Origin of the sequence: Sinorhizobium sp. RAC02, from assembly GCF_001713395.1 — a bacterium.
Classification (GTDB): domain Bacteria; phylum Pseudomonadota; class Alphaproteobacteria; order Rhizobiales; family Rhizobiaceae; genus Shinella.
This window is the reverse complement of sequence record NZ_CP016450.1, coordinates 412,389-433,357: the sequence shown is the minus strand read 5'-3', so window position 1 is coordinate 433,357 and position 20,969 is coordinate 412,389. Positions and strand designations below refer to the sequence as shown.

At 63.5% G+C, this 20,969-nt stretch carries 19 protein-coding genes; 10 read left to right on the top strand and 9 right to left on the bottom strand.

From position 1 onward, the window contains the following. Positions 1–38 precede the first annotated feature (38 nt). Both ypfJ and BSY16_RS02060 read right to left on the bottom strand, forming a co-directional pair. Positions 39–980 carry a KPN_02809 family neutral zinc metallopeptidase gene (ypfJ, locus tag BSY16_RS02065; RefSeq protein ID WP_069058133.1) on the bottom strand — a complete coding sequence of 314 codons (942 nt, stop codon included), beginning with the start codon at positions 978–980 and terminating at the stop codon, positions 39–41. 334 nt (positions 981–1,314) lie between these two features. Then, on the bottom strand, positions 1,315–1,833 hold the full coding sequence (locus BSY16_RS02060; protein ID WP_069058132.1) for a DUF2306 domain-containing protein: 519 nt from the start codon (positions 1,831–1,833) through the stop codon (positions 1,315–1,317). A 91-nt stretch (positions 1,834–1,924) separates the two neighbouring features. On the opposite strand from BSY16_RS02060, the gene BSY16_RS02055 reads away from it, so the two are divergent. Then, complete coding sequence (locus BSY16_RS02055; protein ID WP_069058131.1) at positions 1,925–2,716, top strand: LytTR family DNA-binding domain-containing protein; 792 nt, start codon at positions 1,925–1,927, stop codon at positions 2,714–2,716. Between the two features lie 189 nt (positions 2,717–2,905). Continuing rightward, the gene (locus BSY16_RS02050) at positions 2,906–3,565 is read left to right on the top strand and encodes a dihydrofolate reductase family protein (protein ID WP_069058130.1); all 660 of its coding nucleotides are present in this window, start codon (positions 2,906–2,908) and stop codon (positions 3,563–3,565) included. Between the two features lie 4 nt (positions 3,566–3,569). On the opposite strand, the gene BSY16_RS02045 is transcribed toward BSY16_RS02050, so the two are convergent. Continuing rightward, positions 3,570–4,457 (bottom strand): LysR family transcriptional regulator, encoded by an 888-nt coding sequence (locus BSY16_RS02045; protein WP_069058129.1) that lies wholly within the window; start codon positions 4,455–4,457, stop codon positions 3,570–3,572. Positions 4,458–4,567: 110 nt separating this feature from the next. On the opposite strand from BSY16_RS02045, the gene blaOXA reads away from it, so the two are divergent. After that, positions 4,568–5,374, top strand: coding sequence for a class D beta-lactamase (gene blaOXA, locus BSY16_RS02040; protein ID WP_069058128.1), 807 nt, complete (start codon positions 4,568–4,570; stop codon positions 5,372–5,374). Positions 5,375–5,524: 150 nt separating this feature from the next. Here the strand turns inward: blaOXA and BSY16_RS02035 are convergent, their stop codons facing one another. Next, entirely contained in the window at positions 5,525–6,706 is a 1,182-nt protein-coding gene (locus BSY16_RS02035) for an FAD-dependent monooxygenase (protein ID WP_069058127.1), read from the bottom strand. Between the two features lie 297 nt (positions 6,707–7,003). Between BSY16_RS02035 and carB the strand changes: the two genes are divergently transcribed. After that, the gene (carB, locus tag BSY16_RS02030; RefSeq protein WP_069058126.1) at positions 7,004–10,486 is read left to right on the top strand and encodes a carbamoyl-phosphate synthase large subunit; all 3,483 of its coding nucleotides are present in this window, start codon (positions 7,004–7,006) and stop codon (positions 10,484–10,486) included. A 57-nt stretch (positions 10,487–10,543) separates the two neighbouring features. Here the strand turns inward: carB and BSY16_RS02025 are convergent, their stop codons facing one another. From BSY16_RS02025 to BSY16_RS02015, 3 genes are all read right to left on the bottom strand, one after another. Next, positions 10,544–11,509 (bottom strand): SDR family oxidoreductase, encoded by a 966-nt coding sequence (locus BSY16_RS02025; RefSeq protein WP_069058125.1) that lies wholly within the window; start codon positions 11,507–11,509, stop codon positions 10,544–10,546. Between the two features lie 10 nt (positions 11,510–11,519). Further along, positions 11,520–11,837 (bottom strand): hypothetical protein, encoded by a 318-nt coding sequence (locus BSY16_RS02020; RefSeq protein WP_069061316.1) that lies wholly within the window; start codon positions 11,835–11,837, stop codon positions 11,520–11,522. 442 nt (positions 11,838–12,279) lie between these two features. After that, on the bottom strand, positions 12,280–12,543 hold the full coding sequence (locus tag BSY16_RS02015; protein ID WP_069058124.1) for a hypothetical protein: 264 nt from the start codon (positions 12,541–12,543) through the stop codon (positions 12,280–12,282). A gap of 229 nt (positions 12,544–12,772) precedes the next feature. On the opposite strand from BSY16_RS02015, the gene greA reads away from it, so the two are divergent. The 4 genes from greA (at position 12,773) to fcl (ending at position 16,456) form a co-directional block, all read left to right on the top strand. Continuing rightward, positions 12,773–13,249, top strand: a complete 477-nt coding sequence (gene greA, locus BSY16_RS02010; protein ID WP_069058123.1) for a transcription elongation factor GreA — start codon at positions 12,773–12,775, stop codon at positions 13,247–13,249. A gap of 92 nt (positions 13,250–13,341) precedes the next feature. Next, on the top strand, positions 13,342–14,370 hold the full coding sequence (locus BSY16_RS02005) for a glycosyltransferase family 10 domain-containing protein (RefSeq protein WP_069058122.1): 1,029 nt from the start codon (positions 13,342–13,344) through the stop codon (positions 14,368–14,370). Between the two features lie 81 nt (positions 14,371–14,451). Next, complete coding sequence (gene gmd / locus BSY16_RS02000; RefSeq protein WP_069058121.1) at positions 14,452–15,522, top strand: GDP-mannose 4,6-dehydratase; 1,071 nt, start codon at positions 14,452–14,454, stop codon at positions 15,520–15,522. A 1-nt stretch (position 15,523) separates the two neighbouring features. Further along, a complete protein-coding gene (gene fcl / locus BSY16_RS01995) occupies positions 15,524–16,456 on the top strand; it encodes a GDP-L-fucose synthase (RefSeq protein ID WP_069058120.1) in 933 nt (310 codons plus the stop codon). Here the strand turns inward: fcl and BSY16_RS01990 are convergent. Further along, complete coding sequence (locus BSY16_RS01990; protein WP_069058119.1) at positions 16,453–17,184, bottom strand: hypothetical protein; 732 nt, start codon at positions 17,182–17,184, stop codon at positions 16,453–16,455. The genes fcl and BSY16_RS01990 overlap by 4 nt on opposite strands. A 129-nt stretch (positions 17,185–17,313) precedes the next feature. On the opposite strand from BSY16_RS01990, the gene BSY16_RS31320 reads away from it, so the two are divergent. Both BSY16_RS31320 and BSY16_RS01980 read left to right on the top strand, forming a co-directional pair. Next, complete coding sequence (locus BSY16_RS31320) at positions 17,314–19,536, top strand: glycosyltransferase (protein ID WP_083242803.1); 2,223 nt, start codon at positions 17,314–17,316, stop codon at positions 19,534–19,536. Position 19,537: 1 nt separating this feature from the next. Continuing rightward, complete coding sequence (locus BSY16_RS01980; protein WP_069058118.1) at positions 19,538–20,521, top strand: mitochondrial fission ELM1 family protein; 984 nt, start codon at positions 19,538–19,540, stop codon at positions 20,519–20,521. Here the strand turns inward: BSY16_RS01980 and BSY16_RS01975 are convergent. Then, positions 20,493–20,960: an Lrp/AsnC family transcriptional regulator gene (locus BSY16_RS01975; protein WP_069058117.1), complete on the bottom strand. Its 468-nt coding sequence runs from the start codon at positions 20,958–20,960 to the stop codon at positions 20,493–20,495. The two genes, BSY16_RS01980 and BSY16_RS01975, sit on opposite strands and share 29 nt — an antisense overlap. Positions 20,961–20,969: the final 9 nt, after the last annotated feature.

Below are 20,969 nucleotides of genomic sequence, written 5' to 3'. Positions count from 1 at the left end.
GGGAGGCACTCCATCTTTGGAGTAGCCCGAGAGAAGGGTTACACGTCACCCTTGAACGTGTCGCAGGCATCGACGCGGCCCGTATCGAAGCCACGCTTGAACCAGCGGCGACGCTGGTCGGAGGTGCCGTGGTTGAAGCTTTCCGGCACGACGTAACCCTGCATGCGCTTCTGCAACGTATCGTCGCCGATCTGGGTCGCGGCATTCAGCGCCTCGTCCAGGTCGCCGGTCTCGAGCAATCCCTTCTGCTGCGTGTACTTGCCCCAGATACCGGCGTAGCAATCGGCCTGGAGTTCGACGCGGATCGACATCTGGTTGGCTTCCACCTCGCTCATGCGCTGACGCTGCTGGTTAAAGCGCGGCAGCACGCCGGTGAGGTTCTGCACGTGATGGCCGACCTCGTGGGCGACGACATAGGCCTGGGCGAAATCGCCGGCCGCGTCGAACTTGTTGGCAAGTTCGTCGAAGAAGCTCATATCGAGATAGACCTTGCGGTCGCCCGGGCAATAGAACGGACCGGAAGCCGCCGAGGCGAAGCCGCAGGCCGACTGCACGGACCCCGAGAAGAGCACCATCTTCGGCTCCTCATACTTTTCGCCGGCCGACTGGAAGATGCCGTTCCAGGTGTCTTCCGTCTCGGCCAGCACCGTCGACATGAAGGCCTTGGTTTCTTCCTCCTGCGGCGACGTTCTCTTGCTGGCAGTTTCGGTCTGCTCGAAGCCCGGCATGCTGACCTGCCCGCCGCCGCCCTCGCCCATCACCTGCAACAGGTCGATGCCCATCATCTTCAAGACGAAGTAGACGACGACGAGGAGGACGATCGTGCCGATGCTCATGCCGCCGCCGGCGCGGCGTCCACCCCCCGTCGGAAGGCGAAACCCGCCATTGCCGCGACCGAACGGATTGCTTCCGCCCGCCGAAGGCCCGGCGCCGCGCTGGTCCTCGATGTTGCTCGACTGTCGACGACCTTTCCATTCCATCGCGAGATCTCCCGTTCGCCCTCTGGGCGTTCCTGCGGACAAAAGTGCCCTCAGCTTCCTCAGATAACAGGGACCACTATAAATTCAATGGCGGCAACAGTCTAAGCCGCTGTTGCGGCGGCCGCTTCGCGTTTGCTTCGCACGGGAGAAAGCCTGAACACCGCCGTGACGACGACAATTGCCGCCGCCGCGACGCCAGAACTAGCAATGACGTCAACGAGATAGCGCCGGCCATACGTATTGACAGACAGCCCCATGAGGATGTTTGGCGCCGGAAAAGCAGAGGCAGGGGCGACTAATCCGCCCTATCGCGATTTAACCGCTGCCCCCGCGTTCAGCGCCGCCGGAATGTCTCGAAACGCTCCAACCAGCCGGCTTCGCGGATCGCAAGTGCACCGGCCGCAACCAGCAGGACACAGACGAAGGCAGTGGCCAAGCCGCTTGCGAGGCCCGATATGCCATCGAAGATCATCGCGCCCATCACGCGGTGCGGCACAAGGGTGAACAGCCCCGCGACCACGATGCCGCCGAAATACATGCCGGCGACATGGGCCCGGTGCGTGCGGATATCGCGGCGACGCGCGGCGCGGATCGCGGGGATACTGCCCACGATGACATAGACCGAGAGCAGATGGATCGGGCTGAAGTTTCCGACTGTCTTCAGGTCATGGATGAAGAAGGTCGAAAAACTCGTCACCACCATCAGCAGCAGCCAGATTTTCCCCAGAAGGCGGTGGGCGGGCGTTCCCTTCCGGCGGGCGAGCAGGACGGCGCCCAGCACGGCAGCCGGCAGCACGGTGGCGACATGGAACTGCACGGCAAAGGGGGCGTCGAGAAGAGGTTCGAAGGTCATGGCAGGTTCCGGGCAAGGTTGAAATCGACCCCGTCTTCAGCCATTGATCGGATCGCCTCAAACGCTTTGGCCCGAACGGACGGAAAACTTCGTGGAACGCCCCTTCCTGCAATCCGCGCTTCGTGAACTGCAGGTCTTTCTGCGCTCGCCGCGGTTCTGGGCAACGTTTGGCGCTGTCGTGCTGATCTTCTGGGTGACCGGCCCCTATGGCACCGCCGAGCGGTTGGCGACGGTGCCGCGCCTTGGCTTCTGGCTTGTGCTGCACGCCGTCGCCTGGAGCATTGCGGTCACCGCCCTCGTGCTCGTGAACACGCTTCTGCTGCACCGCGTTCCAAGCCTTGCCGGCCGCATCGCGCTCGGCACGCTCGTTGCAGGGGTGCCGGTGGGATTGGCGACGGAGGCGATCAGCCTTGCGACCTTCGGCGGCGCGGTGACGGTTTCGAGCCTTGCCGAAAGCATAGCCAGCGGCCTCCTCCTCTCTGCCCTCTTCTGCGGCCTGACCTATATGACGATGGGCAGCAAGGCGGTCGAAACGCTTGCCCCGGCCCCTGCGCCGGCGACGGAAGACCGGGCGGAGGTCGCCCTGCTACGCCGCCTGAAACCGGAGAACCGCGGGAAAATCCTTCACATGACCGTCGCCGACCACTACACGGAGGTCACGACGAGCCGCGGGCGTGAGCTGATCCTGCTCCGCTTTTCCGATGCCCTGAAAGAACTTGGCGACACGCCGGGGCTGCAGGTGCACCGCTCGCATTTCGTCGCCGACAGCCATGTGGAAAGATTACTGCGCGCCGAAGGCCGGCTGGCGGTCCTTATGAAGGACGGGCAGGAAATTCCGGTCAGCCGCAGTCGCACCGAGGCGGTGCGCGGCCGCTGGGGTTAGGGGAAAGAATTTTCGAACGGTTGTCGGGTGGCGCATCCGCCGTTCGTCTCTAGAGCAAATCCAGCAAAAGTGCGCGGCGATTTGCGTGCCGCGAACTGCGTAAAAACAAAGAGGTAGAGCTTTTTCGCGATTCGAAGAAAAGCGGCAACGCTCTAGGTATCAGTTCAACATCCTGCCAGGAGAAACCCCATGAGAAAGATCATTGTCGGCGCCTTCATCAGCCTTGACGGCGTCATGCAGGCACCGGGCGGCCCGGAGGAAGACCCGATCGGCGGCTTCGAATTCGGCGGCTGGGTCGCCCCGCTCTTTGACGAAAAGATGGGGGCTTTCATCGGCGAACTCTTTTCGCGGCCGTTCGACTTGCTGCTCGGCCGCAAGACCTACGACATCTTCGCCGCCCACTGGCCCTATGCGGCGAAGGACGACCCGATCGGCCCGCTCTTCGACCGCATCAACAAATATGTCGCGACCCGCAATCCGGCCTTCAAGACCACCTGGCAGAACAGCCATGTCCTCGGCGCCGATGCGATTGCCGCTGTGAAGGCGCTGAAGAGCGAGGACGGACCGGACCTCCTGACGCAGGGCTCCACGGAGTTCCTCAAGGCACTTTTCGAAAACGACCTCGTCGACGAGATCCACGTCTCCGTCTTCCCGGTCATTCTGGGCAAGGGCAAGCGGCTGTTCGGTGACGCGTCCTTCCCGCGCGCACTGACGCTGATCGAATCGCGTACCAGCGATTCCGGTGTCGTCATGAACAAATATGCCCGCGCCGGCGACGTCGCCACCGGCTCCTTCGAATTCGAGACGCCAACTGCGGCGGAACTGGAACGCCGCCGCAACCTGACATGATCGGTTAGCCCAGCCCCTCCTCCGCCACCGTCTCCCCAAGCCAGTTGGCGAAGGCGGACATGGCCGGGGTGGCGCTACGCGATTGCAGGCGCGTGAGCCAGTAGCTGCCAAGCACGACGCTCGTCTTGAACGGCTGAACGACGGCGCCGGCGGACAGCAGCCGGGAAAACATCAAAGGCGGCGCGAGCCCCACACCCGCGCCCTGCAACACCGCCTCCATCATCGCGAGCGAGGTATCGAAGACGATGGCGTTCTGCGGCGGCGGGGTGCGCGGCAGGCCGGCCGCTTCGAACCAGCGGGTCCATTCGTCGCGGCGATAGGAACGCAACAGCGTCAGGCCGAGCAAGTCCTCCGGCTCCCTCAAATCCCGCGCGACGACGGGCGTGGCGAGAACAGAGAGCGGCGCGTCGAAAAGCCTGATGGCATCCGTACCGTGCCAGGCGCCGGCGCCGAAACGGATGGCGAAGTCCAGCCCCTCGGCCGCAAGATCGACGCGGTTGTTGTTGGTGGAAAGCCGCACCTCCACGAAGGGATGCCGCTCGCGGAAGGGCGCGAGGCGCGGCAGCAGCCAGCCGACGGCGAAAGTGCCGACGGCGCCGACCGTCAGGATTTCCCGCACATGGCCGCCGCGAAAACGCTCCACGGCATCCGCCATGCGATCAAAGCTGTCGCGCAGCACCGGCAGCAGGCTTTCGCCTTCGGCGGTAATCATCAGCCCACGCGGCAGGCGCTTGAACAGGACGACGCCAAGCTGTTCCTCCAGGCTCTTTACCTGATGGCTGACGGCCGCCTGCGTGACGTTCAGCTCGATCGCCGAGCGCGTAAAACTGAGATGCCGGGCGGAGGCCTCGAAGGCGCGAAAGGCGTTCAGCGGCAGGTATGGCCGAACCATGGCGATGCCCCAATTTTCCTAATGGCTAAGACCAGTATTGATCTTTTGTCAGGGCATCAAAGCATTGCTATCCAGAATGCACAAGCCATTCGGAATTCGAGGAAAACGTGATGAATATCCGCCTTTTCGCGGCCGGCACCCTGCTGGCTGCCAGCATAAGCGCGCCTGCGCAAGCCCGCATTATTTGTACGATCGTTGCCGATGCGGGGAGCAACGAGGTCATTCTGGAAAAGGGCGATTGCGCAAGCCGTGTCACCCCCGCCTCCACCTTCAAGGTGCCGCTTGCCGTGATGGGCTACGATTCCGGCTATCTGGAAGATGCAAATGAGCCGGTCCTGCCATTCATGAAGGGCTATCCGGACTGGGGCGGTGATGCCTGGCGCCAGCCGACGACGCCGAAACGCTGGATGGAGTTCTCCGTCGTCTGGTTTTCACAGCGCATCACCGAATTTCTCGGCTACGAACAGCTGCGCGATTACGCCGATGCCTTCGGCTACGGCAATGCCGACATGACGGGCGATCCCGGCAAGAACAACGGGCTGGAGCGCGCCTGGATCGCCTCCTCGCTGAAAATCTCACCGCGCGAGCAGATCGAATTCCTCAAGAAGCTGGTGAACCACGAACTGCCGGTCTCCGCCGAGGCGATGGATGCGGCCATGGAGATTATCGAGCGGCGCGACATTGCCGACGGCTGGGGCGCACAGGGCAAGACCGGCATGGCCTATCCGCGCAAGGCCGACGGCAATTTCGACTATAACCGGCCATGGGGTTGGTATGTCGGATGGGCACGCCGCGACGAACGCACCGTGGTTTTCGCCCAGTTGGTGCAGGACGAGAAGAAGCAGGAGCCGCGCACGAGCCTGCGGGCAAGGGACAGCATCTTGCAGGAACTGCCGGGAATACTGGCGACGGATTGAGTAGACGCCACGCTCGATGCCTGCGGCATCCCCCTCATCCGCCTGCCGGCACCGTCTCCCCGCTGGGGAGAAGGGGAAGGTCACCAACGCCTCGTTTCCTTCTCCCCTCGGGGAGAAGGTGGCCCGAAGGGCCGGATGAGGGGGTAGCCCTCAGCGCGGAGGCACCATGCCCATCCCCTTTCGGGCGAGACCCGACAGGTTAAGCGTAAGCTTGCGACGGAAGACCGGCGAAGAGCCGAGAACGCGCAAGGTGAGGTTACGCACGACGCGGCCGAGCGAACTGCGCACGGTCGCGACCTTCGTCAGGCGGCTTGCCAGTTCCAGCACTTCAGCGGCGGCCGGACGACGCTTCTCCTCGTAAAGGTCCAGCGTCGCTTCCGGCGCCTTGCCGCGCAGCACATCGGCAAGCAATTGCCCGAGCACGACCGCATCGACCAGCCCGGTGTTCATGCCCTGCCCGCCGGCCGGGCTGTGCACATGGGCCGCATCCCCCATGATGAAGAGCGGACCGGAGCGATAGCGCGGGGCGACACGATGGTGCACGCGGAAACGCGAACTCCAGATGACATCGCGCACGCGACCGGGATTCCGGCGCGGGCCGCGGGCGTCGAGAAGCGCCTGCACGAAGGCGGCGTCGGGCGCTTCCGGGGCCGCCTCGACCGGTGCGACGATGCGGTAGCGGTTGTCCGGCAGCGGCGCGACGACCCCCATGCCCTCAGGCGAGAAGAACAACGTCACCTCGTCGCTCAAGCCCCAGTCCATGTGCACGTCGGCGAGCACGAAAGATTCGCCGTAGGTCTCGCCATCGAAGGTGATGCCGGCCGCACTGCGCACCACGCTGTGCATGCCGTCACCGCCAACGACATAACGCGCTCGGATCGTCCTCGGACCATCCAACGTTTCGAGATGCACCGTCGCCCCACTCGAATCGGGCTCGATCGTCGTTGCGGAAACACCGCGCTCGACATTGCCGCCGAGATTCGCCAATCGCTCGGCAAGGATCGCTTCGGTCTCGTCCTGCGGGATCATGAGGATCTGGGCGTAGCGCGAGGGCAGCATGGAGAAATCGAGCTCCAGCAACGCCTTGTCATGATCGCGCAAAGCAAAGCGGGTGAGAACGAGACCCCGCGCCTCGAATTCGTCGGTCACGCCGATGCGTTCCAGCACTTCAAGCGTATGCGCATGGACAACGGCGGCGCGTGAGGTGTTCCCGCCGGCGGCGAGCCGATCGACGATGACAGGACGGATACCCGCCTGTTGCAGGGTGACGGCGAGCGCGAGACCGCTTGGTCCCGCCCCGACGATCAGCACATCGGTTTCCTGCGGCAGCATCGTTCACACTCCCAAAATCGACCCGCACTGGGATTTTCCCCGCGTGACCGATTCTCCCTCCAAGAAGACGAAATTTGCCGACCGATACAAGACTATTATGGACGCCGCGTGTTTGCCGACGGCAGGATGGTATGCGTCCCTGACTTTTCCTGTCGATGGCTCCATTTTCGGGGTTCCGCTTGCCCCCGCATTTGCCTATAAGCCGCTTCTAGCCTTGAAAGACCATTTTGCGCGCCCGGCCCGGTGAACCCATCACCATGGCCGGTTTTTCGCGCACGCGGAAGAACGGATAGAGAGATGCCCAAGCGCCAAGATTTGAAATCGATCCTCATCATCGGCGCGGGGCCGATCGTCATCGGTCAGGCCTGCGAATTCGACTATTCCGGCACCCAGGCCTGCAAGGCGCTGAAGGAGGAAGGCTACCGCGTCATCCTCGTCAACTCCAACCCGGCGACGATCATGACCGACCCGGGCCTTGCCGACGCGACCTATGTCGAACCGATCACCCCGGAAGTCGTGGCAAAAATCATCGCCAAGGAACGGCCGGACGCGCTTCTCCCCACCATGGGCGGCCAGACCGCGCTCAACACGGCGCTCTCGCTGAAGCGCATGGGCGTACTCGACCGCTACAATGTCGAGATGATCGGCGCCAAGCCAGCCGCCATCGACATGGCCGAAGACCGCGCGCTGTTCCGCGAAGCGATGGCCCGCATCGGCCTCGAGACGCCGAAGTCGCTACTCGCCAACGCCACCGAGATCAAGGACGTCGACCGCAAGGCGCATGAGGCCGAGCGCGCCAAGGTGAAGGCGCAGCTGTCCGGCGATGCGCTCGACAAGGCGCTGGACGAGCTGGAAAACCAGTGGAACCTCGGCGAGACCGACCGCAAGCAGCGCTACATGAGCCATGCCATGGCGATCGGCGCGCAGGCGCTCGACACGATCGGCCTTCCCGCCATCATCCGCCCGTCCTTCACGATGGGCGGCACCGGCGGCGGCATCGCCTACAACCGCTCGGAATTCTTCGAGATCGTCAATTCCGGCCTCGACGCCTCGCCGACCACCGAAGTGCTGATCGAAGAATCGGTGCTCGGCTGGAAGGAATACGAGATGGAGGTCGTCCGCGATACGGCGGACAACTGCATCATCATCTGCTCCATCGAAAACATCGATCCGATGGGCGTGCACACGGGTGATTCGATCACGGTCGCCCCTGCCCTCACGCTGACGGACAAAGAATACCAGATCATGCGCAACGCCTCGATTGCGGTGCTGCGCGAGATCGGCGTCGAGACCGGCGGCTCGAACGTGCAGTTTGCCGTCAATCCGGAAAACGGCCGCCTCGTCGTCATCGAAATGAACCCGCGCGTTTCGCGCTCTTCTGCGCTCGCGTCGAAGGCGACCGGCTTCCCGATCGCCAAGATCGCCGCCAAACTCGCCATCGGCTATACGCTCGACGAGCTGGAAAACGACATTACCGGTGGCGCGACGCCGGCCTCGTTCGAACCGTCGATCGACTATGTCGTGACGAAGATCCCGCGTTTCGCCTTCGAAAAGTTCCCGGGCGCCGAACCGACGCTGACGACGGCGATGAAGTCGGTCGGTGAAGTCATGGCGATCGGCCGCACCTTCGCCGAATCGCTGCAGAAGGCGCTGCGCGGCCTCGAAACGGGCCTGACCGGCCTCGACGAGATCGAAATCCCCGGCCTCAGCGACGGCAATGACAAGAATGCCATCCGCGCCGCCATTTCCACGCCGACGCCGGACCGCCTGCGCATGGTCGCCCAGGCACTTCGCCTCGGCTTCACCCTCGAAGAAGCGCATGAAGGCTCGAAGATCGACCCGTGGTTCCTCGAGCAGCTGAAGGCGATCGTCGACATGGAGGCCCGCATCCGCGAGCACGGCCTGCCGGAAGACGCCGAAAACCTGCGCATGCTGAAGGCCATGGGCTTCTCCGACGCCCGCCTCGCCACTCTGTCGGCCAAGCGTCCGAAGGAAGTCGCGGAACTGCGCAACCGCCTCGATGTGCGCCCGGTCTTCAAGCGCATCGACACCTGCGCCGCCGAATTCGCCTCACCGACCGCCTACATGTACTCGACCTACGAGACGCCGTTTGCCGGTGCGACGCGCTCGGAAGCCGAGATTTCCAACCGCAAGAAGGTCGTCATCCTCGGCGGTGGCCCGAACCGCATCGGCCAGGGCATCGAGTTCGACTATTGCTGCTGCCACGCCGCCTTCGCGCTGAAGGATGCCGGCTATGAAGCGATCATGATCAACTGCAACCCGGAAACGGTCTCGACCGACTACGACACCTCCGACCGTCTCTATTTCGAGCCGCTGACCGCAGAAGACGTCATCGAAATCCTGAAGGCCGAGCAGACCAACGGCGAACTCGTCGGCGTCATCGTGCAGTTCGGCGGCCAGACGCCACTGAAGCTTGCCGAAGCGCTGGAAAAGAACGGCATCCCGATCCTCGGCACCGCGCCCGACATGATCGACCTTGCCGAAGACCGCGATCGCTTCCAGAAGCTGCTCCAGAAGCTGGACCTCGCCCAGCCGAACAACGGCATCGCCTATTCCGTCGAGCAGGCCCGTCTTGTCGCGGCCGAGATCGGCTTCCCGCTCGTCGTGCGCCCGTCCTACGTGCTCGGCGGCCGCGCCATGCAGATCATCCATTCGGAATCGATGCTGCAGACCTACTTGCTCGACACCGTTCCGGGCCTCGTGCCGGAAGACATCAAGCAGCGCTATCCGAACGACAAGACCGGCCAGATCAACACCCTGCTCGGCAAGAACCCGCTGCTCTTCGACAGCTACCTGTCGAACGCGGTGGAAGTCGATGTCGACGCGCTCTGCGACGGCAAGGACGTTTTCGTCTCGGGCATCATGGAACATATCGAGGAAGCCGGCATCCATTCGGGCGACTCGGCCTGCTCGCTGCCGGTCCACACGTTGTCCAATGAGACCGTCGATGAGCTGGAACGCCAGACAAAAGCTTTGGCAAAGGCACTGAATGTCGGCGGCCTGATGAACGTGCAGTACGCCATCAAGGACGGCACGATCTACGTGCTCGAAGTGAACCCGCGCGCCTCGCGCACGGTGCCCTTCGTGGCAAAGACCATCGGCGCGCCGATCGCTAAGATCGCAGCCCGCGTCATGGCCGGCGAGAGCCTCGATGTGGCGATCGCCGCCTATGGCGAAAAGCCGGACCCGCGCAACCTCAAGCACATCGCCGTCAAGGAAGCCGTCTTCCCCTTCGCCCGCTTCCCGGGTGTCGACACACTGCTCGGCCCGGAAATGCGCTCGACTGGCGAAGTCATCGGCCTCGACACGGATTTCGCGCTGGCCTTCGCCAAGTCGCAGCTCGGCGCCGGCGTCGACCTGCCGCGGGAAGGCACGGTCTTCGTGTCGGTGCGCGACGAGGACAAGGAACGCGTGCTGCCCGCCATCAACATCCTGACCGGCATCGGCTTCAAGGTCATGGCGACGTCCGGCACTGCCCGCTTCCTCGCGGAAAAGGGCATCGAGGCGATCAAGATCAACAAGGTGCAGGAAGGCCGTCCCCACATCGAGGACGCCATCCGCAACCGCCAGGTCAGCCTCGTCATCAACACGACGGACGGCAACAAGGCGATCTCGGATTCGAAGTCGCTCCGCCGCGCCGCCCTGATGCAGAAGGTGCCGTACTACACGACCATGGCCGGCGCACTCGCCGCCGCGCAGGCGATTCGGGCGCTGAAGCAGGGCCAGCTCGAAGTGCGGCCGCTGCAGTCGTATTTCTGAGCACCATTTGCCAAGACATGAAAAGCCGGGCGGTCCTACCGCCCGGCTTTTTTGTTCCTAATAGCCGCCGATGATCGGCAACACTTCGCCGGTAATGTAGCTGGAGCACTGCGGCGAGGCGAGGAAGACGTAGGCCGGTGCCAGTTCCTCCGGTTGGGCGGGCCGCTTCATCGGCGTATCGGCGCCGAATTTTGCGACATCCTCAGCTTCCTTGTCGGAAGGGTTGAGCGGCGTCCAGACCGGCCCCGGCGCCACCGCATTGACGCGGATACCGCGCGGCACGAGCTGGCCCGCCAGCGAACGGGTGAAGGCATGGATGCCGCCCTTGGTCATCGAATAATCGAGCAGAGCCTTCGAGCCCTCCAGGCCGGTGACCGATCCGGTGTTGATGATCGCCGATCCCGGTTTCATATGCGGAACCGCCGCCTGCGCCATGAAGAAATAGCCATAAAGATTGGTCTTCAGCGTCTCGTCGAAATGCTCTTCCGAAAGATCGAGAATATCCTTGGTGTGGACCTGGAAGGCTGCGTTGTTCACGAGGATATCGAGGCCGCCTAGATCCTTCACCGTACATTTGACCATCTGCAGACAAAAAGCCGTGTCCTTGACGTCGCCGGCGAAGGCGATACAGCGCCGGCCTTCTTTCTCGACCGCAGCAATCGTGTCCTTCGCGTCCTGCCCTTCGGCGAGATGGGCGATCGCCACATCCGCACCCTCCCGGGCAAAAAGCACCGCCACCGCCCGGCCGATGCCGGAATCACCGCCGGTGATGAGCGCCACCTTGCCCTTCAGCTTCTCCGAACCCTTGTAGAACGGAGCGTCGTACATCGGCAGCGGGTCGAGCGTCGCCTCGCTGCCGGGCTTCGGCTGGTGCTGCTTGGGGAACGGTGGCACCGGATAAAGGCGCGCACCGGCCTGCATGGCCTTCGGCTTTTCGCCCTCGTCCTTGCAGTCGGCCTCTGCCACCTCGTCCTGAATGCCGCGCTGTTTCGCCGCCGTGCGGGCAGATTGGCTCCGGGTCATGGCGGCCTCCTTAAAACTCGGTTGGGCGAATGTTGTCGACGCGGACCGTGCCGGCGACAACCGCGCGCCGGCCTTCGACCGGAAAGGCCGGGTCGGTTTCATCGATGACCGTGTAGAGTTTTTCGTTGCGGAAGGCACTCGACGACGTCGTGGAATTGCCGTCGCCGGGAAGAGCATCGATTTCCAAGAAGTCGAGTTCGGCTTCCGCCGCCACGACACGGGCATCCCCGCTCGATCGGGCGCGCACGATCACCTCCCCCTGGTTCGACGCAAGATCCCAGTTGGTGTCCGTCGCCGCGGCGATCGGGACAAGACGGTAGAGTTTCAGCTGCTCGACATCGGAATAGTCGGCAACCGGCGTCTCCGTATCCTGCCGCGGTGCGGCTTCGTCGAAGCCGGCGGACCAATCGCGGGCGGAGGCCTCCATTCCGGGCGGCGTGCGGTGGACCGTGGCATCATCGCTGCCGGTGACGGCCCGCGGCTTGGCACTCGAAATGCCGTCATTCGTCCGGCCGGCCTGAGAGACTTCGAACTGTGGAACGGCGTCAGCATGGATAATCTTTTCGCGGCCGGTTTCTGCCGAAACGACACTCTCGGCACCCGGCACGGAACGCGGCGCGACCGGTACGGCCTGCTCGTCCTTCTCCTGATAGCCGCCATCCGCCGCCTCGCGACGTCCTTGGTCGTGCATCGCCTGATTGCCTGACACTTCGCCGACGAACTGTTTGAAGTAACCGGAAATTGTCTGCATCACACCCATGATCTTGTCCTCATAGCTTGTTTTGGAGGCGGGCCATCGCATCCTTCAGGATCGCACGGATTTCATCGTCGGCGATCTGCTGAGCGGCGAAGGTGGCATCGGGCTCGATGCCCGGATCTTCCTCGTGGTCGGAAACCGTTTCGCTGTCGCGCGCCATGGCCATCAACGCCTCGCGCGCCTCGGGAATTGCGGCAATCACCGAAAGCAGCTCGACAAGCAGACGCCGATGCGCGTTGATCCGGCCTTCGAGATTCACAGAATTGCCGATCGTCATTACACGCCTCCCGCGATCCCTAGCTAACGATGCCACCGGGCGATTGTTCCCGATCCGCTGTGGGCGGATGCTCCCCTGCGGCGAAAAAACTGGCTTTCGGCCGACGCAATCTGCTATAAGGACCGTTCAAATGCTTTCGACGGTTCCGGGGATTCTTCTCCGGAGACCGTTTTCTTTTGCGTTCGCGCGGGCGGGAGCCTGGGTGGCGTGGGCTGAAGGACGGGATAAAATGGTTGAAAAGGTACCGATGACTCACGGCGGTTTCGTCAAGCTGCAGGAAGAACTGCGCTGGCGTCAGCAGGAAGAGCGTCCGAGAATCATTGAAGCGATTGCCGAAGCGCGCGCCCATGGCGACCTGTCGGAAAACGCCGAGTATCACGCCGCCAAGGAAGCCCAGAGCCATAATGAAGGCCGTATCGGCGAACTTGAAGACTTTGTCGCGCGTGCGGAGGTCATCGATCTCTCCAAGATGTCGGGCTCGACAATCAAGTTCGGCGCCAAGGTCAAACTCATGGATGAGGACACCGAGGAAGAGAAGGTCTACCAGATCGTCGGCGACCAGGAAGCCGACGTGAAGCAGGGCCGCATTTCCATCTCCTCGCCCATCGCCCGCGCGCTGATCGGCAAGGAAGTCGGCGAATCGATCGAAGTGAACGCACCCGGCGGCTCCAAGGCCTACGAAATCCTCGCCATCACCTGGGGATGATAGCAGCGGCCGTTCGAAGGAGAACTGCTATTCTTTCCGAAGAAGACAATAGTCAGACCGGTGGCGGCCGCGTCGCCACCGTGGTCAAGGTCATGGGCCCGATCAACCGGGCGCATGGCATAAGCCCGCTCGCCCGGCAGCTTTCGGCGGGCTTTGCGCAACGCCACGGCATGACCTTTACCTTCGATCCGGATGCGCGCGACTACGATTGGCTGGCGGTCTACGAGAACATGCCCCCGGCAGGCGGCGAACGCCGCCCGATACGGGTGGAAGAGCTCGCCTGTGCGCCGCAAAACACCATCCTCTTTACAACGGAGCCTTCCGGCATCAAGATTTACAGTCGCGCCTATACACGGCAGTTCGGCCATGTGGTGACGAGCCAGGAGCCCTTTGCGCTCCGCCACCTCGGCCGGGTCTATAGCCAGGCGGGCCTGCGCTGGTTCTACGGCAACGGCAGCCAGCACCTGATGACGGCAGATGAAATTGCCAAGCACTTCCCGGAAAAGACGAAAGTTGTCGGCACCGTCTGCTCGACCAAGCGGCAGGGCCACACTCTGCACCGGCTGCGTTACGACTTCACGCAGGCGATGGCGGCGCGCATGCCCGACCTCGACGTTTTCGGCCGTGGCCATCGACCGGTCGACGACAAGGCTGAAGCGATCGATCCCTACAAGTATCATCTGGCGATCGAGAACCACCTCGCCCCACACCATTTCACCGAAAAGCTCGCCGACCCTTTCCTCGGCCTGTCGCTGCCCTTCTATTTCGGCGCGCCGAATGCCGCCGATTATTTCCCGGCCGAAAGTTTTATTGCTATCGACATCCGCAAGCCGGACGAGGCGTTCGCCATCATGCGCGCGGCGATCGATAACGGCGAATACGAGAAGCGCCGGCCTGCCATTATCGAAGCGCGCCGCCGCGTGCTGGAAGACCACAATATCCTCACGCTGATCGCCAATGTCGTCGCCAAAAACGGCACAGCGGCGCGCGGCAACGGCACGGCCATACTGAAGAGCCAGCGCGCATCGCGCAAGGGCCATCTGCTGTTGACGGCAGGCGATTTTGCCTTCCGCGAGGCGCTTCACCTGAAGAACCGTATCGCCGGCCTGCTCGCGCGATAAGATCGGCCGTCCGGATTCGGCGGTTGATCGCCCGGGCGTTCGGGTTTAAAGCCGCTTGCACCTTCACCACGGAGAACAGACTTGTCCAAGAAACGGGTGGCTTTGATTACGGGCGTAACGGGTCAGGATGGCGCCTATCTCGCACAACTGCTGCTCGACAAGGGTTATGTCGTGCACGGCATCAAGCGCCGCTCCTCCTCGTTCAATACCGGGCGCATCGAGCATATCTATGAAGATCCGCACGCCCCCGAACCGCGTTTCTTCCTGCATTACGGCGACATGACGGATGCAACGAACCTCGTGCGCATCGTGCAGCAGACCCAGCCGGACGAGATCTACAACCTCGCCGCCCAGAGCCATGTGCAGGTGAGCTTCGAGACGCCGGAATATACCGCCAACGCAGACGCGATCGGCACGCTGCGCATGCTGGAAGCAATCCGCATCCTGGGGCTGGAGAAGAAGACGCGCTTCTATCAGGCCTCCACATCCGAACTCTACGGCAAGGCGCAAGAAGTTCCGCAGAGCGAGACGACGCCGTTCTATCCGCGCTCGCCCTATGCGGCGGCAAAACTCTACGCCTATTGGATCGTCGTGAACTACCGCGAGGCCTATGGCCTGCACGCCTCAAACGGCATCCTCTTCAACCACGAAAGCCCGCTGCGCGGCGAAACCTTCGTGACGCGAAAGATCACCCGCGCCGTCGCAGCCATCAAGCTCGGCCAGCAGAACCAGCTCTTCCTCGGCAATCTCGATGCCAAGCGCGACTGGGGCCATGCGAAGGAATATGTGCGCGGCATGTGGCTGATGCTGCAACAGCCGCAAGGCGACGACTACGTGCTGGCGACCGGCACCACGACGACCGTGCGCCAGTTCGCCGAATGGTGCTTTACCGAGGTGGGCATGCCCATCCGCTGGGAAGGCCAGGGTGTCAACGAGAAGGGTTTTGACGCCGCGACCGGCAAATGCCTGATCAGCATCGATCCGCGCTACTTCCGCCCGACGGAGGTCGACCTATTGCTCGGCGACCCGAAAAAGGCCGAGACGGTGCTCGGCTGGCGCCACGAGACGAGCGCGCACGAGCTTGCCCGCGAAATGGTGCGGGAAGACCTGAAGCTCATGCAGAAAGAGTTCTCCGACAAGGGCCGCCTCTGACATGTATGAGCTCACGGGAAAACGCGTCTGGGTCGCCGGCCATCGCGGCATGGTCGGCAGCGCCGTCGCCAGGCGGCTGGAAGCGGAGAACTGCGAAGTTCTCTTCGCCCAGCGTGACGCGGTCGATCTCGAAGAACGATCCGATGTCGAGCGCTTCCTCGCAGAACACCGGCCGCACGCCGTGGTCATGGCGGCCGCCAAGGTCGGCGGCATCCTCGCCAATGACCGCAACCCGGTAGAGTTCCTCCAGCGCAACCTGACGATGGAGCTGAACGTCATTAAATCCGCCCACGAGGCGGGTGTCGAGAAGCTGCTGTTCCTCGGCTCGAGTTGCATCTACCCGAAATTCGCGCCGCAACCGATCAAGGAAAACGCACTGCTCACCGGCGACCTAGAGCCGACCAACGAGTGGTACGCGATCGCCAAGATCGCCGGCATCAAGCTGTGTCAGGCCTATATGAAGCAGCATGGTGCCCGCTTCATCTCCGCCATGCCGACCAACCTTTATGGCCCGCACGACAATTTCGACCTCCAGACCAGCCATGTCGTGCCGGCGCTCATCCGCAAGGCGCATGAGGCAAAGCTTGCCGGTCTCGATCATGTGACGATCTGGGGTTCAGGCACGCCGCGCCGAGAATTCCTGTTCAGCGAGGATTGCGCCGATGCGCTGGTCTTCATCCTGAAGAACTATGAGGACTATGAGCACATCAATGTCGGCTCGGGCGAAGACATCCCGATTCTCGACTTGATGAAACTCATCGCAGGCGTCGTCGGCTTTGAAGGCCGGATCGAGACCGATCCCTCAAAACCGGACGGCACGCCGCGCAAGCTGATGTCGAACGAAAAGCTAGCGTGCCTGGGCTGGAAGCCGACCACAAACCTGCGCGAAGGCATTTCCCGCGCCTATCAGTGGTATCTTGAGAACGTGCGCTAACGCCAGTTCTCGTCGATCCACTTTGTCGGCCGGACGTGCTTGTAGGCCTTCTTCCACCACGCCTTGACCGGCCATTCGCCGACTACGGCCTCGTCGGGGTCCGGTTTACCGGTAAAGGCGACGATGCGCGTCGCCGACGGCAGCGGCACGTCCTTGAAGAAGTTCAGCGGCCAGCGCGGCAAAAGCGTATGCTTGAAGCTAACGCACCATTCGCCCGGCCAATAGGTCATGCCCTCGGCAGCGGCGGAGACGTAGCGCTGAGAGATGATGTGCTTGTTGACCTTGGCATCCGGGTCGCGGATGAAATCGTCGAAAATGTGCGTGTTGGTGCCGACGGTCCAACGATAGACAGAGGTGTTGCCGATACCCTTACCAAGCTGCGTCCAGTTTTCCGCGATGCAGAACCGGCCCGGCGCATAGTCGAAAAAGTCGTCGAGTGGCCCAGTGATGACTACGTCGAGATCGACGAACAGCACATCACCCTCCAGATCGGCCAGTGGCGCTTGCCACAGCGAGATCTTGCGCCACGGCTTCCAGGCGACGCGCTCGGGAATGTTGATCGCCGGCAGCGGGAAGACAGCGACCGCCGGGTCGATGCCGGTGGCATCTTCCGTAAAACAAACGAGCCGGGTCGGGCGAACGGTGTTGCGCTTGATCATGGACCACAAGCGGTTGACATAATCCGCCGGATATCTCGTGCCCCATTTCATGCATGCTATCGTCTGCATTCGTCATCGTCTCCTGTCGCGCGCGACTCCATAGACCATATCGGCCCGCGGTGATAGGAGTTCTGCGAAACATACCCCCACCCTCCCGCGTGGGGGCAGCCCCATCGAACTCCGACAGCCTATTATACGATGAACATCCTTATACTGACGCAATGTTTCCCGCCTGACGTTGGCGGGATCGAAAACATGATTGGGTCGATGGCGCTCGCCTTGCAGGAAAGCGGGCACACGGTCACGGTTCTCGCCGATGGTAAAGCGGACGCGGCGGATTCAAAGCGGTCATACCGCATCACGCGCTTTTCCGGCTGGAAACCGCTGAGGCGCTGGCGCAAGGCGCGCGCCGCGGAGAAACTCATCCGCTCCGGCGCCTTCGACCAGATCATCGCCGATACATGGAAAAGCGTCGAAAACCTCGGCGCCGTCGCCGTCCCGATTACCGTGCTCGCCCACGGCATGGAGTTCCCGGCAATACCCTCTCCGCGCAAGGCCGAGCGCATCCGCGCGGCCATGGCGAACGCGACGGATGTCATCGCCAATTCCAGCTTCACCGCCGACCGCGCGGCCCCTTACGTGAAGGGCGAGCGGCTGCGTGTCGTCACGCCTACCGTTCCTGCTCAGGCGGACGCCGGTCCGGAACGGGTGGCGGCGCTGCGAACGCTCTATGGCGACGGATTGCAAATCGTGACGCTCTGCCGGCTGGAGCCACGCAAGGGCGTTGACACGCTGATCGAGGCTGCGGCGAAACTCAGCCCTGCTTATCCCGGCCTGAAACTCCACGTCGCTGGCGACGGCGCGGATCGCGCGCGACTGGAAAGCCTCGCGCGGGAGGCCGGTGTCGAGGATGCCGTGGTGTTTCACGGCCGCGTGTCGGAGGATGACAAGGCCGCTCTTCTCCAACTGGCGGATGTCTTCGCCATGCCGGCCCGCCGCGAGGGCAGTTCCGTCGAGGGGTTCGGCCTCGTCTATCTCGAAGCCGCCTGGCATGGCGTGCCGAGCCTTGCCGGTCGCGATGGCGGCGCCTCTGACGCCGTGCTCGACGGCGAGACGGGCCTGCTGTGCGAGGGTGCCGACGGCGCGTCGGTGACGGCGGCGCTGGACAGGTTGCTCGGCGACCGCGCCCTGCGCGAGCGCCTCGGCGAAAACGCGGCCCGGCACGCCCGTGAACAGACCTGGCAGCGAAAGATCAGGGATTTTGCCGTGCGCCGCGGAGAGGTCCTGGCACCGCGCATCATCCAACTCCTGCCGGCTCTGGGCGATGGCGGCGTGGAGCGCAGCGCGGTGGAAATGGCCGGCCATCTCGGTACCCTCGGCGTGGTAAACTGGATCGCCAGTGCCGGCGGACCGTTGGTCGCGGCCGCAGAGGCTGCCGGCGCCCGGCATGTTGCAATTACGGTCGGTAAGAAATCGCCCTTCGCCGCTATTTCGGCCGCCCGCGCCATCGCACGTCTCGTCGACGCGGAAGACATCGACATCGTCCATGCCCGAAGCCGCGTGCCGGCCTGGGTCGGCCTGCTGGCGCGGCACCTAGCGAAACGGCCGGTGCATTTCATCACGACCTTTCACGGCGTCTATAGCCACGGCAATGCCCTGAAACGCTTCTACAACAGCGCCATGTTGCGCGCCCCCCTCGTCATCGCGAATTCGCAGTTCATCCGCCGGCACATCACCGAGGTTTACGGTTTTCCGGAAGCTCGCGTGGTCGTCGCACCCCGCGGCGTCGAGCCGGCGCTCTTCGACCCTGCGAGCATTTCCGCCGAAACCCGTGCGGCTCTGCGGGCCGAACTCGGAGCGACCGCAACCGGGCCGCTGGTGGTAATAGTCGGCCGTGTCACCCGATGGAAAGGGCATGCTGTGCTCGTGGAAGCCGCCGCCCGTCTTGACCGGCCCGACCTGCGACTCGCCTTCATCGGCGGCGGCTCGGACACGCTAGTGGGCGAATTGCAGCGCGACAGTGCCCGTCTCGGCCTCGGAGGCCGGCTCCATTTCACCGGCAGCCGGCGCGACGTGCCCGCCATCCTCGCCGCGGCCGACCTCGCCGTATCCACCTCTACGGACCCGGAAGCCTTCGGCCGTGCCGCAATCGAGGCCCAGGCGATGGGAACGCCCGTCATCGCCACAAACCATGGCGGCAGCCTGGAAACCGTCCTGCCGGGCGAAACCGGCTGGCTTGTGCCGCCCGGGGATGTTGCCGCCCTGGCAGCGGCCCTGAGCGACGCGCTCGCCGACCCGGATCGGCTGGCAGCGATGGGACAGCGTGGCCGCGAACATGTCCTGGCGAATTTCACGACAGCGCAAATGCTGGAGAAGGAATTTTCTGCCTATCAGAGGCTGATGGCGGAGCCACAGCGCTGAGATGGCGGCGAGCGCCCATCCCACCGTGTGGGTCCTGACGGACGGCAAGGCCGGCGACGAACAGCCGCTGGTCGGGCTTGCCGAAGCCATGGGCGCAACGCCCGTTCTGCGCCGCGTCGCACCGCGCCGCCCCTTCGCCTGGCTGATGCCCTGGGGGCCGATCGATCCCAAGGACGCACCGGAAAAGCCCGACTCGCCGCTTGCGCCACCATTTCCGGATATCTGCCTTGCGACGGGCCGGCGGGCTGTAGCCTATTTGAGAACGTTGAAATCCATGTCGCCGACAACCTTCTGCGTGCTCTTCAAGGATCCGCGCATGCGGCGGCACAAGGCGGACCTGCTCATCGTACAGCAGCACGATGCACCCCGCGGCGAGAACGTGCTCGTCGTCACGACAGCCCCGAACCGGATGTCGCCAGAGCGCCTGGAAACGGGGCGCCACGCAATGGCCGACAGGCTTGCCTCCCTGCCCCAGCCAAGGGTCGCCGTGCTCATCGGCGGCGACAGCCGGCATCACCAGTTTTCCGAGGCCGACGTAAGCCGTCTCCTCGGCGGCCTAGAGGCCAAGCTGGATGCAGGAAACGCCCTGATGATCACGGTCTCGCGCCGAACGCCAGCACCCCTCGCGATGGCCCTTGCCGACCTCGCCAAGCGGCCGAACGTGCTCTTCTGGGATGGCACGGGAGACAATCCCTTGCTCGCCTATCTCGCCTGGGCCGACGAGATCGTCGTCACCGCGGATTCGACCAACATGGTCGGCGAAGCCGCAGCGCTGGGCGTTCCCGTGCAGGTTTTCCATCCCTCGGGCGGGCATGCGAAGATCGGCCGGTTCCTTGCGGCGCTTTCGCAGGAGGCCGCCGTAGGACGTTTTCCCGAGGCGCCCGCCACCGGCCGGCACGCCCCAGTCAATTCGACACCGGGGCTCGCGCGAGACATCCTCGCGCGCTGGCAGGATGTCAGAGTTCGACCAGCCCGACCTTCTTGACCTGACGGATCGTCAGCATGGTGCGCACGGTATCGACCTGCGCGTTGGCGGTCAGTTCCTCGATGACGAAGTCCTGGAAGCGGGTGAGGTTTTCGGCCACGCAATGCAGCAGGAAATCGCTGTCGCCGGAGACCATCCAGGCCTGGCGAACCATCGGCCATTCCGCCGTTGCGGCTGCAAAGGCCTTGAGGTTCGCCTCCGACTGGTGCTTGAGGCCAACCATGCAGAAAGCGACGAGATCATAGCCGAGGGCCGGCGCGTTCAGCAGCGCGGTGTAGCCCTCGATGATGCCGGCCTCCTCCAGCTTGCGCACCCGGCGCAGACAGGGTGGCGCGGAAATGCCGGCGCGCGACGCAAGCTCCACATTGGTCATCCGGCCATCGGCCTGAAGCTCTTTCAGGATACGGATGTCGATGGCGTCGAGTTCGGCACGAAACATGGGAATTTA

Excerpts from the sequence above, each read along its gene's own strand:
- BSY16_RS01975 (WP_069058117.1), bottom strand. The coding sequence starts at position 20,960 with ATGTTTCGTGCCGAACTCGACGCCATCGACATCCGTATCCTGAAAGAG.
- BSY16_RS02005 (WP_069058122.1), top strand. The coding sequence starts at position 13,342 with ATGGGCCCGATCAACCGGGCGCATGGCATAAGCCCGCTCGCCCGGCAG.
- BSY16_RS02045 (WP_069058129.1), bottom strand. The coding sequence starts at position 4,457 with ATGGTTCGGCCATACCTGCCGCTGAACGCCTTTCGCGCCTTCGAGGCC.
- BSY16_RS02025 (WP_069058125.1), bottom strand. The coding sequence starts at position 11,509 with ATGACCCGGAGCCAATCTGCCCGCACGGCGGCGAAACAGCGCGGCATT.
- BSY16_RS01990 (WP_069058119.1), bottom strand. The coding sequence starts at position 17,184 with ATGCAGACGATAGCATGCATGAAATGGGGCACGAGATATCCGGCGGAT.
- BSY16_RS02050 (WP_069058130.1), top strand. The coding sequence starts at position 2,906 with ATGAGAAAGATCATTGTCGGCGCCTTCATCAGCCTTGACGGCGTCATG.
- fcl (WP_069058120.1), top strand. The coding sequence starts at position 15,524 with ATGTATGAGCTCACGGGAAAACGCGTCTGGGTCGCCGGCCATCGCGGC.
- ypfJ (WP_069058133.1), bottom strand. The coding sequence starts at position 980 with ATGGAATGGAAAGGTCGTCGACAGTCGAGCAACATCGAGGACCAGCGC.
- BSY16_RS02015 (WP_069058124.1), bottom strand. The coding sequence starts at position 12,543 with ATGACGATCGGCAATTCTGTGAATCTCGAAGGCCGGATCAACGCGCAT.
- BSY16_RS01980 (WP_069058118.1), top strand. The coding sequence starts at position 19,538 with ATGGCGGCGAGCGCCCATCCCACCGTGTGGGTCCTGACGGACGGCAAG.
- blaOXA (WP_069058128.1), top strand. The coding sequence starts at position 4,568 with ATGAATATCCGCCTTTTCGCGGCCGGCACCCTGCTGGCTGCCAGCATA.
- BSY16_RS02035 (WP_069058127.1), bottom strand. The coding sequence starts at position 6,706 with ATGCTGCCGCAGGAAACCGATGTGCTGATCGTCGGGGCGGGACCAAGC.
- BSY16_RS31320 (WP_083242803.1), top strand. The coding sequence starts at position 17,314 with ATGAACATCCTTATACTGACGCAATGTTTCCCGCCTGACGTTGGCGGG.
- BSY16_RS02060 (WP_069058132.1), bottom strand. The coding sequence starts at position 1,833 with ATGACCTTCGAACCTCTTCTCGACGCCCCCTTTGCCGTGCAGTTCCAT.
- greA (WP_069058123.1), top strand. The coding sequence starts at position 12,773 with ATGGTTGAAAAGGTACCGATGACTCACGGCGGTTTCGTCAAGCTGCAG.
- carB (WP_069058126.1), top strand. The coding sequence starts at position 7,004 with ATGCCCAAGCGCCAAGATTTGAAATCGATCCTCATCATCGGCGCGGGG.